Origin of the sequence: Flavobacterium pisciphilum (assembly GCF_020905345.1) — a bacterium.
GTDB lineage: Bacteria > Bacteroidota > Bacteroidia > Flavobacteriales > Flavobacteriaceae > Flavobacterium > Flavobacterium pisciphilum.
In genome coordinates, this window is the sequence record NZ_JAJJMO010000001.1 from 880,261 (window position 1) to 896,733 (window position 16,473).

The 16,473-nt window shown below is 37.8% G+C and carries 12 protein-coding genes; 2 read left to right on the forward strand and 10 right to left on the reverse strand.

Translation table 11 applies throughout. From position 1 onward, the window contains the following. Nucleotides 1-58: 58 nt before the first annotated feature. Nucleotides 59-787, forward strand: a complete 729-nt coding sequence (locus tag LNQ49_RS03305) for a nitroreductase family protein (RefSeq protein ID WP_191179270.1) — start codon at nucleotides 59-61, stop codon at nucleotides 785-787. Between the two features lie 103 nt (nucleotides 788-890). Here LNQ49_RS03305 and LNQ49_RS03310 read toward each other — a convergent pair whose 3' ends face one another. Together LNQ49_RS03310 and LNQ49_RS03315 are read right to left on the reverse strand one after the other, a co-directional pair. Continuing rightward, nucleotides 891-6,320 (reverse strand): N-6 DNA methylase, encoded by a 5,430-nt coding sequence (locus LNQ49_RS03310; RefSeq protein ID WP_191179271.1) that lies wholly within the window; start codon nucleotides 6,318-6,320, stop codon nucleotides 891-893. Continuing rightward, the gene (locus LNQ49_RS03315) at nucleotides 6,307-6,744 is read right to left on the reverse strand and encodes a DUF1896 domain-containing protein (RefSeq protein WP_191179272.1); all 438 of its coding nucleotides are present in this window, start codon (nucleotides 6,742-6,744) and stop codon (nucleotides 6,307-6,309) included. The genes LNQ49_RS03310 and LNQ49_RS03315 overlap by 14 nt, the downstream gene beginning before the upstream one ends. Before the next feature lie 166 nt (nucleotides 6,745-6,910). Between LNQ49_RS03315 and LNQ49_RS03320 the strand changes: the two genes are divergently transcribed. Then, entirely contained in the window at nucleotides 6,911-8,536 is a 1,626-nt protein-coding gene (locus LNQ49_RS03320; protein ID WP_229987306.1) for a hypothetical protein, read from the forward strand. A gap of 28 nt (nucleotides 8,537-8,564) precedes the next feature. Here the strand turns inward: LNQ49_RS03320 and LNQ49_RS03325 are convergent, their stop codons facing one another. The 8 genes from LNQ49_RS03325 to LNQ49_RS03360 form a co-directional block, all read right to left on the reverse strand. Then, nucleotides 8,565-9,446: an ORF6N domain-containing protein gene (locus LNQ49_RS03325; RefSeq protein ID WP_191179274.1), complete on the reverse strand. Its 882-nt coding sequence runs from the start codon at nucleotides 9,444-9,446 to the stop codon at nucleotides 8,565-8,567. Continuing rightward, entirely contained in the window at nucleotides 9,446-11,533 is a 2,088-nt protein-coding gene (locus LNQ49_RS03330; protein ID WP_191179275.1) for a type IA DNA topoisomerase, read from the reverse strand. The genes LNQ49_RS03325 and LNQ49_RS03330 overlap by 1 nt, the downstream gene beginning before the upstream one ends. Nucleotides 11,534-11,536: 3 nt before the next feature. Beyond that, nucleotides 11,537-13,000, reverse strand: a complete 1,464-nt coding sequence (locus LNQ49_RS03335) for a DUF3945 domain-containing protein (protein WP_191179276.1) — start codon at nucleotides 12,998-13,000, stop codon at nucleotides 11,537-11,539. Nucleotides 13,001-13,084: 84 nt separating this feature from the next. Continuing rightward, on the reverse strand, nucleotides 13,085-13,393 hold the full coding sequence (locus LNQ49_RS03340; protein ID WP_191179277.1) for a helix-turn-helix domain-containing protein: 309 nt from the start codon (nucleotides 13,391-13,393) through the stop codon (nucleotides 13,085-13,087). 11 nt (nucleotides 13,394-13,404) lie between these two features. Beyond that, a complete protein-coding gene (locus LNQ49_RS03345; RefSeq protein ID WP_191179278.1) occupies nucleotides 13,405-13,758 on the reverse strand; it encodes a helix-turn-helix domain-containing protein in 354 nt (117 codons plus the stop codon). 249 nt (nucleotides 13,759-14,007) lie between these two features. Then, entirely contained in the window at nucleotides 14,008-14,853 is an 846-nt protein-coding gene (locus tag LNQ49_RS03350; protein ID WP_191179279.1) for an RteC domain-containing protein, read from the reverse strand. 334 nt (nucleotides 14,854-15,187) lie between these two features. Next, nucleotides 15,188-15,382: a hypothetical protein gene (locus tag LNQ49_RS03355; protein ID WP_229987307.1), complete on the reverse strand. Its 195-nt coding sequence runs from the start codon at nucleotides 15,380-15,382 to the stop codon at nucleotides 15,188-15,190. Nucleotides 15,383-15,397: 15 nt separating this feature from the next. Continuing rightward, the gene (locus LNQ49_RS03360; protein ID WP_229987308.1) at nucleotides 15,398-16,423 is read right to left on the reverse strand and encodes an acetylserotonin O-methyltransferase; all 1,026 of its coding nucleotides are present in this window, start codon (nucleotides 16,421-16,423) and stop codon (nucleotides 15,398-15,400) included. Between the last annotated feature and the right edge of the window lie 50 nt (nucleotides 16,424-16,473).

A 16,473-nucleotide genomic window follows, 5' to 3' on the forward strand; every position in this document is an offset into this window, starting at 1 on the left:
CTTATCATCAGAAGATTAGATATAGAATAATAGATATTAATCCTTTAGAAAAACAACAATGAATTTAATAGAATTATTACACTTTCGTCGTGCCGTGCGTGTATATGACAAAGAAAAACCAATTGATACGGAAAAAGTAAAGCAATTTTTAGAGTTAGCAACTTTAGCACCCAACAGCTCCAATATGCAGGTGTGGGAATTTCATCATATTACAGACCCAAGTCTTATGGCAAAGGTTTCAAAAGCATGTTTAGATCAAGTAGCGACTTCAACAGCCAACCAAATAGTGGTATTTGTAACCCGACAGGATTTATATCGCAAACGTGCAAAATTTGTTTTAGATTTTGAAATTGACAATATCACCCGAAACAGTCCAAAAGAAAGACAAGCAAAGCGGATTAAAGACAGAGAGTTGTATTACGGAAAATTGATACCATTACTTTATGCCCGTTTTTTCGGATTATTAGGAATGTTCAGAAAAACACTTACAACAGTTACGGGTCTGTTTCGTCCTATAACTCGACAAGTATCTGAAAACGATATGCGGGTTGTCGTTCATAAATCCTGTGCTTTGGCTGCACAAACTTTTATGATAGCAATGGCAAATGAAGGATATGATACTTGTCCGTTAGAAGGGTTTGATAGCAGAAGGTTAAAGAAAGCATTACAGTTGCCTAGTGGAGCCGAAATCACTATGGTTGTTTCTTGTGGTATAAGAAAAGACGATGAGGGCATTTGGGGTGAACGCTGCCGAGTTCCATTTGAAGAAGTATATGTGAAAAGATAGCCTATTGTTTTTTGAACAATAGAGATATGGAATCTTATTATTAAATAAGAAGTAAATTTAAAATTGAAAGAAAAAGAAGTACAAAATCAGTCAGAAATTTCACTTACAATATTCCCAGAGATAAGTGGATGCCTTTCGTGCTGACAATATTTTCAGAAATTTGAGGTACTTCTTTTTGTTTTTTAGCTTGCTTTACTGGTTCTTCTAATTGATTAACAGGCTCAATGGACAATTGTATTTTTCTTTCTACGGCTGCCAATTCTGTTTTAAGTTCGCCCAATTTAATTTCCTTAGACCATGTACCATTAACCACCTGCTGAAGAACAGGCAGGTCTTTTTGAAACTCGTCTATATTTTCCTTTTCTTTCTTGATATAAGAAGGTAATTTTTCCAAAGCTCTTAAAAAATTGAGTGCTGCAGTTTCGGGGTCTTTAGCCATTGCACCGTTGTTGTGCGTGTATTTAATGTTTCCCTCGCCCTGTACAAAAAAGCGGTTTACCCGAATATCAATCCCTTCTTTTTGAGAAACTTCGGTTTTTACCAACAGCTGAAAACCATACAAGCTGCCGATTTCTTCATAATCGCCACCTGTACGGGCTTTGTCCGCCAATTGATTGAGTTTGGCACCGATTTGTTTTACATCTGTATTAGGCGATAAACCCTCTAACTGAATTGGATTGATAATGAAACCATCTGGACGTTTTTGAATACGTCCTTGCAGATTATTCCAGTCTAAGCTCATGCGGTCATAACGAGATTGGGCTTTGTCTAATTCTGCCGTATAGTCTTCCAATTTATACTTTGCACTGTATTTAGAACGGTTAAAAGCCTGCTTTTCGCTCTCTAGTCCAGCAATCTGTTTTTCCAGTTTGGCTTTGTCCAATAAGTCGGTATTACCTGAAAGAATTGCCACATATTCTGAAAAGTTCATTCCCGATTTTTCGTCCATACTGCCCTCATCAATTGTTCGTTTACCCAAGTTGTTATTCTTTAATTGGTCAATAAAAAGTTGTTTATTATACAACAGGTTGAACTTATAGCTATCCAACGATTTTTCAACGGCATAAATCACAACATCTACTTTGTTATCAGCAAAGAATTTGGCTATTTCATTTCCTTTTCGGATTGCCCGACCATCCCGTTGAGCAAGATCAGACGGTCGCCAAGGTGTATCCAAATGATGAATGGCAACCGCTCTTTTCTGTGCATTTACGCCCGTTCCCAACATACTGGTAGAACCAAACAATACTCGGATTTTACCCTCGTTCATTCCCTTAATCAATTCCTTACGCTGTTTGTCGCTTTTTGCTTCTTGAATAAAGCGAACCTCATGAGCTGGTAAACCGTGATCTTCTACCAACTTGCGTTTAATTTCAGAATAAACGTTCCATTCGCCCGGCTTGTAAGTCCCCAAATCCGAAAAGACAAACTGCGTTCCTTTTTGTGCGTTGTATTGATTATAATATTTGGCGATGTTGGCTGCACAATGCGAAGCCTTGCTGTCGGGATGATCGTCATAATCACTGCTTACCATCCGCATATCTAAAGACATTTTTCTGGCATAATCGGTAGCAATCAGCATCTTTGCTTTTTCTTCGGTTGGCGATAACGGTAATCTTCCCAATAAGGTCGCATCGCCCGATTTGGCAAACTGCATCAAGCTTTGGATAAATGCTTCCTGATCGGGCGTTGGAGGAATGTTGTACAGAATTTCGTTCTTATTCGGGCGGTCAATGCCGATATCTTTTGCTGTTCGGTAATCTGTAATTTCTGAATAGAATTGTGCCAGTTCCGGCACTTTGATAAAGTAACGGAAACGCTCTTTCGCCACGATATTATTTGCCACAGAAAATTCGTAATCGGTGGTTTTTCGTGCATAGATAGCCGCCCACGCATCAAACGAATGAATGCCTTGTTTTTCCATTGCCCGAGGTCGCAGGTATTTGAATAACAGGTACAGTTCCGTTAAGGAATTGCTGATGGTAGTTCCTGAAAGAAAGGTCGCACCCATATCCGCATTGGTACGCTCTTGAATGGTGCGAATGGCAAACAGCAGGTTCATTGCTTTTTGACTTCCGTCCACATTGCCCAATCCCGCAACCCGTGTATGTCTTGTGTTGAACATTAGGTTTTTGAACTGGTGACTTTCGTCCACAAACAAATGGTCTATACCCATCATTTTGAAGTCCACCACATCGTCTTTTCGGTTCTCAATATCGTGTTGCAGGGTTTTGAGCTTTACTTCTAAATTTTCTTTCCGCTTGATTACTCCAGCAAGCATTCCTCTGGTTACCTCTTTGCCTTGGGCTTGTAGTGCATCAAGGTTACGCTCTACACTATCCAGCTCAATTTGCAATATTTCCTTTTGTATTTCGGGTGATTGTGGTATCATGCCAAATTGATCGTGTGTTAAAATCACACAATCCCAATCGTTGTTTTTAATATCGCCGAAAATGCGCAGGCGTTTTTGAGGCGTAAAATCTTCCTTGCCCGGAAACAGAATTTTGGCGTGTGGATAAGCGGTACGGTAGGCTTCGGCAATTTCGTGTACATTACTTTTTAATCCGATAATCATTGGTTTATGGGCTAATCCCAAACGCTTCATTTCCTGTGCAGCCGTACACATAACCAACGTTTTCCCAGCACCTACTTCGTGGTCGCAGATAGCACCGTTGTTCAGTTTTATCATCCAAACGGTGTCTTTTTGGCTATCGTACAAATCTTCGATGCTCAATGCTTTTCGGTCTAAACCCGGAAAGTTCTGATGGGTTCCGTCATAATTCGGTCGGACAAAACAATTAAAGGTATCATTGTATTGGTCGGTCAGTCTGTTTTTAAACTCATCGCTTTGGGCATGGAGCCAATCAGTAAAAGCAGTTCGGATTTCGTCAATCTTGGTATTCGCCATTTGGATGGCTTCCATATCACGCACCTTTACTTCCTGATCGCCCACCATTATTTTTTTGGTAATGTCCGGAGTGGTATTTACCAAGGCATGTTTGAGCAAGGCAATACCGTCAAAGGTTCTACTTTCTGCTTTTACGGCATATTTATCCCATATATGGACATTCTTACGGTCACACTTTACTGAAAAATCATCGGAACTATCGGAATAATGAACCAGTACATCGGTATCAAACAAATGCGAAGCAAAACGGGCGTAAATTCCGGTAGGTATCCAGCGTTCGCCTAAGTTGAAATCCAATTCTTCAAACTCAATGCGTCTTGGTCGGGCTTCTTCCAATACGGTAAGACTGGCTTTAGCTTCGGTGTTATTGGGATTTTGTTCAACGTAATTTTGGACATTTTGGGCTTTTTCCACTACATTACCAGCAATCCAGCGTTCGGCAATTTCGTATTCACGCTCTAAAGGATTGTAGAAAATACGACCGTGCAAAGCTTCTTTCAAAGCATCATCGGTCATACCGCTGATTTCGGACATATAATCCAAATCCACGCTTCCGTACTTATTCAGCGATGCAGCCAACGCTTCATCAGGATTGTCGGTTGCTATGGTTAGGGTAGAAAAACTTACCGGACGGCTGAATATATCCGCTTTGTGTACCACACCGCCCACAACACGTTCCAGATAAGGAATTTCTTTACCTGTACTGTCGGTTTTAATCAGTTTGATGTTATCGGCACTGTTGAGGTTGCCGTACTTTTTGACAAAAGCATCGTACAAACGGTTCAACACTTCTCGTTCTTCTTTATGCTCGGTTTGTTTTTCGGCTTCTTTGGTATAAAGCTGTTGGTACACATCACGAACTTCAATGTAGGCTTCGGCTCTTGCTTTTTGCAAAGGCGGTAATTGCAACGGATGGAAATCAGCCAAATCATTACGTAAATCTACTTCTTGCAAATGACCTACGAAGCCTTTATCCACCACAAGGCAATCGTTTCGGTAAAACGATTGTAACTTGTTACTATACGGAGCACGTTCAGGAATAGTGGTAATTATAGACGGTATTTCTACTTGATCTTTTGCACTGGTATCCGAAAATAAATCGCCAATAATTCCCTGTTTTTGTTCGGTTGGCGAAGATTTTTCATTGTTGATTTGGTGCCTAATTGGTGCTGTGTAAGGCTGTTGCATTGAACTACTGAACAGATTGGTTTGGCGTGCTGTATTTCGTTTGGGTTTGCGAGAGCTTGGTCGTTTTATTGTCTGAGTTGCCAATTTAGGTGTTGCAACCATAACTGACTCTCCTGCATTTTCAAACAAGTCGAAAATGCTTAGCTGCTTTAATTCCTGTGGATTTTCTTTTCTTATTGTTTGCTGTATAGATTGTTGTTTTGGAGGTTCAATGATTATTTGTTCAGCGATAGATGGTGTGAAAGTTGGCGTAACAGGAATTTGTACAATAGGTTCATCATTACGTTCCCCTTTGTATAAAGCTAAATTCAGATTTTTACCAAAATCTTCGGAAAGCATCTGTTTTAAGTCTTTGGCAATACCCTCTACACCATCCTTATGCGTGTAAATAATGGCTGGCTTTCCGTAGGGATCGGTATCTATTTTACGGTCGGTATGGATAACCCTTGAACCATTCTGAAAAAAAGCATTGCTTGGCGTATTGTATTTGGTTTGCTTGCTTTGACAAAACAGCTCTTCGGTTTCACTCAAACCTTGTTTTGCAGTATTCTTTTGCAGGATAATCAAATCACTTCCAACCTCTGTTCCTGCATATTCTGTAAAGAGATTATTGGGCAATCGTACAACCGAAACCAAATTATTGGTTTCCATTAAAGCCCGGCGGATAGGCTCGTTCTTCGGACTGTTTAAAATGCCTTGTGAAGTAATATAAACCTGCAAACCTCCCTCACGAAGCATATCATTTCCTTTCAAAAAGAAATAATTGTGAATACTTCGGGCTGCCTGTATTTTTGCGGTGTCTTTACTTCTGGAATACGAAAGATCGAAAATAGCCGTATCGCCAAACGGGATATTGCTGGCGATAACATCGAAGGTATCTTGTTCTTTTTCGGAAATTTCCTCAAAGCCACTGATACGGATAGTATTGTCGGGATAAAGCTGTTTTAATATCTTTCCTGTCAGCAAATCCTTTTCATAGGCGGTAACTTTGGCGTTTTGATTTTCCGAAAAGGATTGTATAAACGAGCCGATACCTGCCGATGGTTCAAGAAATTTATCAATGTGCAAACCGCTTTCACGCAAACTTTCTGAAAGGACATCTATAACCTGTGGTGGTGTATAAAAAGCTGTAAGCACCGAGCTTCGCATACTGTCCACATAATGCTTATACTGCTTTTCATCGGTAGCATTTTCTTTGAGAAGTTGGTGTAATTCCCGAGTAAGTGGAAATAAATCGTGTTCGGTTTTTCTCCAATTATTGATGTCAATTTCATTTTCAATGGGGTTCAATACGAATTTTAGACCACCAAATCCGCTGTATTGCATCATGAGCAGTCTTTCGCCTACGGTGGCTTGTCGTTTCTCCTTTTCCAGTGTAAAAGCAATTCGTAGGGCATCAATGTTCTGTTGGAGATGTTGACGTTTACTGAAGCCCATTTTCCTCAATCCAAATAGCGATGGTTCCGGTTATTTCGGTATAAAGCAGGTCAAAATCATAACCGTAGGCGAAATCATCGGTTAGCTCATAATTATTAAAAACAGGCTCGCAGATTGGAAACATTTTAAGAGCGAATGGTCTTAGCTCCTCGTCAGCCATTACGGTGTCAAACTCGTTACAGACTACCTGAAAAACAGTATCGAATTTGGAGAAGTACAAGCCTTCAAACAAGATGTAGTTGGCTATTTCATCGCATTGCTCAATAGCGTTTCCAGAGCGAAAAGCCCCGTCATAAGCATTGGCAGCCCACGAAGAACGTTGCTGTATAAATTTCTCGTCGTTTGCTTTCTCAGGAAAGCTGGTGTTTAATAATTCTTGTAATCGTAATCTGAAATACGATAGGTCTTTTTGCTGTGTATCCATGCTCTATTTTGTTTTGAATTTTACTCGAACTCAAAATTATAGCGATAGATAGCAGCCTTTATAATTGTGGTAGTATTTGGCTTTGAGAGGTAGGTTTTGGCGTAAACATAATAGGCGAGGCAGCCGAATACAGATTGGTTTTGATTAAATTTGACGATTAAACAATATGGTGCAGAATATGGCTAAAAAGGATTTTGAGAATAAAAAACCAAACAACATAGTAGAATATATAAGCCTTGCAAATGATATATCTGACTATCAGAACAGATTGAACGCAATAGACTTCCTTTCAAAGTATAAATGCTTTGAAAGCAAAAGGGAATTGTATCGTTTGATGAAAACGGATAGGATATTTGAAGTTAAGGAACAAGCCTTTAGAGCATTGCAAAATTTTGGCGAAGATGTTAGATTGACCAAAAAAAAGAAAGGAAAGCCAGTTAAAACTATAAATGATAAACTTTTGATTTTGCACAATTCGTTTAATGGCGACCCTTATACATTAACAGATTTCAAGATAAAGTTTAAGGATTTATATCCCTACGTTTATGATATTTATAATTATGAAAAGAAATCAAAGTTTGACAGCTTTATAACAAGCTCCATTAAGACATTCGCAAAAAATAAAATAAAGCACAATTATTCCATCAATATAAGTTTTGATGCTCCTGACATTTCAATTTCTCGGGAAGTATTTGAAATGGAGTATAGAGGAAGTTCAGATACAAATGACGAATTAGTGATTGAGAATGACACAGTAACTATAAAGTGCAATAGAACTGCAAAAATCAATCTCATAAATATTGTTTTTTCAGAAAGCAGTTCTATTCATAATCAGATTATAAAATCTCTGATTTACTATTACATTCGAGTAAACCGCTTCGTTCCTATACAGAATATCTCCATTAACCGAATAAAGCAAACAGGAGAAGAAACAATTCTTTCTTTGCCAACCACAAAAATTGGTATTGAGCAGATATTGAACGATAAGTTTCATGGTGTTGATATTCCAATTGCCAATATCAACGACCTATTTAAGGTTAATGATAAATCTAAAGCAATACAATACGCTTTAACCTATCTTTTGAAGTCGAAAATTACCAATGAAGAAAGTGAGCGATTTGAAAAGTTATGGAAGTCTTTTAATTCTATTTATTATTACTTTGGAAATGGTGCAAACGAAAATGAATGCCACCGCTTAATGCGAGATTTTATACTTACCAATCCAACATTATTCTCAAAATCACTGCATAAGGCAAGAACCATTACGGCTAAAGAACTTCGGGAAAAAGTTCGTTTCTATGAGCTACTTAGTAATGATTACGACACAAAAGAAAAGATTGTTTCTTTTATTGCATTTATCTTTAGGTATCAAAATCAGGTTGTTTGTAAAAACCTATTTGATAATATCAGTTATTTTGAAGCTGATTTAAAAGATATTTTCAATCTGGATAAAGTTGAAAGCAAGTTTAATAAGTTCGACTATATCAAAGACCTTTATCACAACAATAAGTCTTCAACAGATAGCGAAATAATTTTTAAGAAGATTAAAGATTATTTGGAGGATAAAGTTAAAAAACCCGTAACAAATACCGAACTGGAAATTATTGTCTTCATCTGCATAAAATACTGTTATTACCTCCGAAACAAGATATTTCACGCAGAAAAACAAGATTTAACTTTTAGGTTCGCTAAAAACAACCTGATTTTTGAATTAGAATGGGTAAATGAAATATTGGAAACTCTAATAATCGAATTAATATCTGTAAATTCAAATTGGACAAGGAGAGCTTAATTTAATCCCTGTCAAAACAAGGATTAAATTAAGCTCTATTCAGTATTTGCAGCATCCTACCTACCTCAATATCCATTCTCGAAAAGGCAAACCATTTTTTGCCCAGATCTTTGAGGGAAGCTCCGATATGATAGAGTTCTGTATCGTCAATAATTAAAAAACGGTCGTGGGCATCTGTAAAATTTTTAACTTCAATGGGAGGATATTGACAGTTGTACCGTTGTAAATCCAGCCGTAGCTGATTACTTATGTTTTTGGTATAGATGATAGCGGTTACTTCAGTAGTTCGTTTTCCCAATAAAGTCAGCACCGTGTCGTCCACATAATTGTCAAGCAGGATAATGGAATGGTTAGCGCTTCGGATGATATCCGATACAAAAGTGTAAGCATCAAAGATTTGTCCGTTGTAGAAAATGCCTTTTTCGCTATGGAGCTTATCACTTTCTAAAGCCTTAAAAATCTCTTCAAATTTTTGGTCGGTTTGTAGTTGTTTTAATTCGATATTCTCCAAACGCTGAAACAGTGAAGCATTGCTGATAAGGATTTTACGCATTTCTACAAAGGCATTCATTATCTCGATGCTTACCCTTATAGCAACAGTGCTTTTTAGTACACCGGAAAGCATTGCTATTCCTTGTTCGGCAAATACAAAGGGCAGGTATTTTCGGTGCTGACCTCTACCTGTATTTAAGGTCACAAATTGTGACCTTAAAACTTCCCACTCCTCGGATGTTAGCTGAAAACAGAAATTTTCGGGGAAACGTTCTGCATTACGCTTTACAGCTTGGTTGAAAACCTTAGTTTCAACCTGATAAATACTAGCAAGGTCGGTATCCAGCATCACCTGTTTTCCTCTGATGCTGTAAATCCTGTTTTCTATCTCTTTTTGTGGAATGATATTATTTTCCATTATTTCTGTTTGGGTTTATTCTTTTCAAATTCAAATGAAGTACTGCAATCTGCATTCAATACGATAAAAGCATCAAACTTTTTCCCTGCTTTGCTTTTCATCCCTTTGATAAGATTGGTTTTTCCTTTGTTGACAAGGTTTTCAATCTCAGCTATACTAATTTGCAGCTCACAAACATTCCGGAACTGAATCCAATTACAAACCTCATCGGGACATTTCACAATTTTATCACGGATAATCAATTGTTGGCTTTTGCATTTTGGGCAAATCAATTTCGGTAAATTGTTTGTAGCGATGGAGGTTTGCAACAATTCATTGGTAATAGATTTTGTATAAACTTCCATTTCCTTGTGAAATGTTTCTGCATCAGCTTCGTTGTTTTCAATTTTCTGCAACGCCAATTCCCATTCGGCAGTCATGGCTACATCAGCAATTTTTCGGTCTTTTACCAACTCGTACACTTGCAATCCTTTTTCCGTAGGGATTAGAGATTTCTTTTCTCGCTGAATATAATTACGGGTAAACAGCGTTTCAATGATGGTGGCTCTTGTTGCCGGAGTACCGATACCGATATTTTGCAAAGCTTTCCGTTCTTCCTCGTTTTCGATTTCCTTTCCCGCGGTTTCCATTGCCGATAAAAGCCCTGCCTCGGTATAAAGTACAGGCGGTTTGGTTTTCTTTTCCAAAACGATCGCTTCTTTAATTTTCAGTTCATCACCCTTTTTCAATTCGGGCAAATCTTGTATAGGTTCGGTATCGTCTTCCGTAAAGCTACCCTTAATGGCACGCCAACCTGCTTCTAAAATTTTACAACCTTTTGCTGTGAAATCATAATGAGCGGTCTGTAATGAAACATCGGTAATCTCTTTGACACAAGCTCCCGAAATAGCTTCGAGTAAACGAAAGGCAATCATATCGTAAACGGCATTTTCGTCTGCACTCAAAACAGATGGTATTTTGTCCGTAATCAATAATCCGTGATGATCGGTAACTCGCAAATCGTTTACGATACGTTTATTGAAACGTCCCCATTTAATTTTTGATAAGGCTGTTTTGCAAACTTCTCTGTTTTGTAAGGCTCTTACGAGGTTCGCAATTTCAGCCCATACATCTTCTGGAATATACTTGCTACCGGTACGTGGATAGGTAATGAATTTCTTTTCGTAGAGGCTTTGGGCAATATTCAGCGTTTTTTCGGCAGAAAGGTTCAGTTTTTTATTCGCTTCCTTTTGCAAACCGGTAAGGTCAAATAATAAAGGAGGCTGTTCGGTAACAGTTTTACTTTCTACTGAAGTAATGCTTACTGCATTACCGTTTCTTTCGATAGATTTTAAGGTATCATCTGCCTGCTGTTTATCCTGCCATCTGGTGGTAGAAATACTTTTAAATTCAATTTGCTCTTTATGATGCAATAACTGAATCTGCCAGTATTTCAGTATGGAGAAATTTTTGTTATCTAAATAACGTTTACAGATTAAAGCAAGAGTTGGCGTTTGCACACGTCCAAGAGAATAAATGCCGTTGCTAGCGGTGATACTCAACGCTTGTGTGGCATTGATGCCTACGAGCCAATCGGCACGGCTTCTACCTTGGGCTGCCTGATACAATCCGTCAAATTCCTTTCCACTTTTCAGGTTGTCAAAACCTTGCTTGATGGCTTTTTCGGTAAGTGAGCTTATCCAAAGGCGCTCAAAGGGTTTTCTACAATTCAGATATTCATAGATGTAGCGAAAAATAAGTTCGCCCTCACGACCAGCATCGGTAGCAACAATAAGGCTTTCACTTTGGTTGAACAGTTTCTCAATGACTTTCAACTGTTTTAAAGCACCTGCATCTGCGGTATAACCTTTGTCTTTTTTTACTTTTCGAACGGTAAGCATAAACGGATTTGGGAGGATTGGCAAGGCGGTTTTGTCAAATCCCGAAATCCCATAATCTTCGGGCATTCCCAAACCTATCAGGTGTCCGAATGCCCAGGTAACAAAATAGCCGTTACCTGTAAGATAGCCATCTTTTTTATCGGATGCTCCTACAATTCCGGCTATTTCTCTTGCTACGCTTGGTTTTTCTGCAATAATTGTCTTCATATTTTACACTTTTCTACCTTTAGATTTTGCAGGTGCTTTTGGTTTTTCCTGTTGATCCTGCTGTTGCTTATTTTTTGGGGTTTGTTGTCCCGTTTTCAAAGGTTCCTTGATATTCTTGGTTGCTTCGTTGGTTTTGCCCTCCGAATTAACGGCAGTCTGCGTTTTATGAGCTTCGGTAGGTTTTGCCTGTGCTTTGAGTTTATCGGGATTTTGAAACGAGAAATCTGTTTTGCCCGTTTCTTTATTGAGTGTGATGTAACCCTGATATTTTTGTCCTTTTTTATCTATCAAACCATCTAAATAAACCGTTTGCCCTGCTTTGAACTTGTTGTACTGCTCATCATCGAGTTCCTTTCCTCTAAATGTTTTCGGAACTTCTTGCGATTGGCTCTGTTCCTTAGCCTGCCCAGTATTTTGAGTTTGCTGATTGCTTTTGCTTCGATCAAATAGAAACTCAACATATCTTTTATCGGCATTGAACTGAACCGTTGCACTAAATTCATCGCCTTTTTTAGAAATCATTCCGTCTAATTTTAAAGGCTTACCTTCCATTAAAGTCTGTTTTTGTTCGTCGTTTAATTTTACTCCTTTAATTTCATTGGGAATTTTGATGTATTCCGTTTTTAGGGCGATCAATTCGTTTGTTAGCCTGTCCACACTGATAATAGAGGGCATCTGTTCGTTTGTTTTAGTATTGGTCAAATTAACCACACGTCCCATGTTACCCGTTTCCAACAAGTTTTTCTTGTCCTCATCGGTAAACTTGTGTCCGAAGAACTCAAAATTGAGGTTAGGTTCTTTTCTGATACCGTGTATCGCTGCCACAACCATTCCGTCTGGTGTGGTCTGTAAAGACAAGCGAGCATCTGTACGAACAATAGCACCGCCAAGATTTACGCTGACAGGTACAAGGTCATTGGTTTTGTAGCCTCTTAACAAAGGATCTAAAAGGTTCATTTTTTCAAGACGTTCTTTACCTAATCCAAGATTGCTCATTGTTTCCCAATCAATCTGTTCTGGTTTAAAGCGGTATTCGCTGGTTTCCGGTGTTGTCTGTGTTGTTTCCATATTATTTTGATTTTCTTGTTGATTTTCTTTTTCGGGTTCGATTTTTACTTCGTTCTTTTTCATTTCCTTCTCGCCTTCGGGCGTGGGATGATCGACCTGCTTTTGCATTTCCTTAGCTTTATCTAAAGCCTCATCGGCAGGGACTTTGAAGAATGAAAAATGGGTAGGATTTTTTAGCTGCCGCAGAAAGTTGGAAAAGAAATTCGAGAACAGATCTCCGTGTTTGTCCACGTGCATAAACTGGCTTTGATTTTCCTTTGTAGGATCGGTAGTCTTCAACTTGCCATTTTCGTCAATACCTGTAACTGCTTGTATTTTATTCTTTTGCTTATCCAGTACCAATAATATATCCGATAGCTGTTCTGGGGCAGGTTGCTTGTTTTCTGTTTCTTCGCTCATAATCTGAATATTTAAAGTTCAAATACCGAAAGTAGTTGAAGCCTTTGCTTGATTGCAGGATTTGGCAGTCAAAGGCAGTGTTTGTCACCCATTGGCTTTCAGTTTAGGTAAGGGAGGATTAAAACTTTCTCTTATGAATTGATGCACATCGGATAGTTTGTAGTACAGTTTACCACTGATGGTATAATAAGGCAGCTTGCCAATAGAGCGGTAGCGCTGTAAAGATCGGTTGCTGATTTTCAGCATTTGTAATAAATCCTGATTGTCCAGTAATTCTTCCCCGTCAATGCTGTTGCGTTTCTTTTGTAAACTGTCAATATTATCGCTCAGCATATCCATTCGCTCCATGATGCGTTCCATCCACGCCAAAAATTCCATTCTGTCAATATTCATAGCCCTACGTTTTACGGTTTTCTCAATTTTAGTTTTCTTCCTTTTTCGACATAGCTTTTTCCTTTTGCCATAAGTTCTTTTACAAATTCATCACTGCTTTGAATGGCATTTGCATTCAGCATATCCTTGATTGATCCGATGGTATAGAAATATTGTCCGTAGATTTTTGAGTAAGCTATTTCGCCTTTGGTACGCATTCGCCACAAAGTCTTTTCGCTGATATGCAGGTATTGGCATACCTCGTGATTGTTGAGCCAGAGATTATCATAACTTGTATCTTCTAGTCTTTTCAGATAATCGAAAATGGCATTGATACGATTGTCAAGTTGTTGCCAAGCTTCTTCTTCAATAGTGATTATTTTCATTACACAGCATTTAAAGTTTACTATGCAAAGTTGCTAAGGGTGGCAGAGTTTGTCCGCCAATGCTTACCCATTGGTTTGGCACTTTTTTTAAAATTTTTAGAATAGAGAAAATCCCTTACTAGATAAGGTTTTTGAAGAATTGGAGATGTTTTTAGATGGAAATTCGCCAGCGTTTGCCAATTGGCAGATATGGGCAAAAAAAAAGCAGCACACAAAATGTACTGCCTGTAAATTCTCACTTGAATAAGGTTAAAGGTCTTTATCCATGTATTCTTCTAATGAAGTTTTAAGCTGATCTAAAAATGAAGTTCGGGTGCCGCTTCGGGTTTTCATGCGGTGGAAAGCGTGGTGCACATCATTTAAGGGAGTTCGGAATAATACTTGGAAAAGCAAAGCTAATTTGCGGATGCCCATTTTTCCGTATGCTATGGAGTTTGAGGCATAAAGGGCGTAAATTAATTCGATAAGTGCATTTTGAGAATTTGTCCAGGAAATATCCTTGTTGGTATCGCCATTCAGGAAGATGGTATCGGAATTTTCTTCGGGATTGATTTTGGCGAGCAGATATGTGTAAAGTAATTCGTTGGCAATAATGTAAGCAATCTTGTTGTCGTAATAAGTGGAGAAACTAAGGTCAATTTCAAACACACCGCTTTTAAGTCCATCGTGATAATTAATTTGCCCAAGCCTAAAATAACTATGATCACGATCTGTTCTGCCTGCACGATAGTACCTGTAAAAATCCTCATTACAGATACTTTCTTTATATTCTGCTTTGAGATTTTTGAGCTGATTTTCGTAAAAACATTGGTGTATTTTTCCGGTGCTAACAGGGCAGGTGGTTTCAATGCGAAACACCTTGTTGTAATAAATGAGTTTGCCTAAAACTTGCGGTTTGATGTTCTTGAAAAAATCAATTTCCTGTTGCTCATTTTTAAATCCAAATTGGAGGACTTGGTCTTTTATAGAACTCAACATGTCCTTTAGGAACAAAGTCATTTGATATGTTTCATTTGCTGTCGGCAATACTTCAGAAGTTAGTTTATCTTCCTTATGCCTGATTTGCGCTAATATTTTACTCAACACGATTTCCATAGCATAGTCTTTTTTAAGGGTTATTACTATTTGTTTCGGAGTTGCAACTATTGTTGATATACCAAAATCAAATTTTGTGAATATTCTTCAGACCATTTCCACAGATGAACCCAACTTGGGAAAGATTTATTTTCAAGAAACTGTATTTTGGATAAACAAAAAAGGTAAAGTCTTGGTGTACTTTACCCTTTATTTATTAAATTTGCTGTATTGATTTACAAGGTAATCGAGTGAAAGTAAGCGCAATGAGCACCATTACTAAATCGTTACCGATAGAGTTTTCCACTCTCGTAAACTACTCTTAATAAGCTGAGTTGGGCTTAATTAATCTTTTTCAAGAAAAAAGATGCCCAATAATTTTATACGAAATAACCTCATCAGATGCCGCTGCAGTATTCTCCTCAATAGCAATTCCTTTTAATACCGCTCCAAAAATTGATTTAGATAGTGGCATGTGATTATTTAAATAATAAGGTAAATCAAACCAATCATTTTCTTTAACAGGATAAAATACAGTTACTTTAATCATATCTCTAGTATTTAATTATACTAATTTTTCACATTCGATAATACCCGAAATTTCAGTATTGGTCTCAATTAATCTTATAAACGACAATCCTACTTGTTTTAACAGCGATTTAAATTCACTCAGCGTTCGTTCTTTTCCTGTAGTCAATGCCATAAGATTTAAATCCAATAACTTTCCTGCATGCGGACCATTTAATTCATCTGAAATAACCGAATCTATAATTAATAATTTCCCTCCAACTGGCATAGCTTTATAACAAACTTTCAGAATATCAATTGCTTCTTTATCATTCCAATCATGTATTACCCATTTGGTCAGATAAAGATCTGCATTGGCTGGTATTTCATCAAAGAAACTTCCTCCTGAAACGGAGACTCTGTTTTTTAAATCATCTGGGATTTGTTTAGCAGTAGCTTCTACAACATAAGGTTCATCAAAAATAATCCCTTTACTCGATGGAGAAGAATAAAGTACTGTAAATAACATTGCTCCATTCCCTCCACCTATATCCACAATGGTTTTGTAAGGAGAAAAATCATACGTATCTATAATTCCTTTTAATACCGCTCCAGACACACCTGCCATTGCTTTCATTAGATTAGCACCAGCGTCAGGATTATCTTTGTAATATTCCCAAACAGACTTTTCATAAACATCATCAAAAGATACTTTCCCAGTTTGTACTCCATAGGTTAAGTTTCCAAAAGCTGGATAATGCTCTCCTAGATTTGCCAAAGCCCAAGGCTTAATAGAACCAGGAACATCTGTTAATAAGGTTGCTCCCAAATCATTGATTTTAAATTTACCATTAGGTAACTCTTCAAATATACCTACACTTGCCGTAGCACGTAATAATCGATATAATGAAGTCTCATCTGATTGAGATTCTTTTGCTAGTTCTGATAAAGATTTGGGTTCATCAACAAGTAAATCTGCAATTTCTAATTTAGCTACGGAGTGGATTGCACAAGCAACCCAGTATCCACTAATTAATTCATACATCTTAAATGTAAGCTCAGGATTCTTTGGGAGATTTTTCATATTAAATAATTGTATATTTTTGATTACTAACGATTTAAAATTAAAAAAAA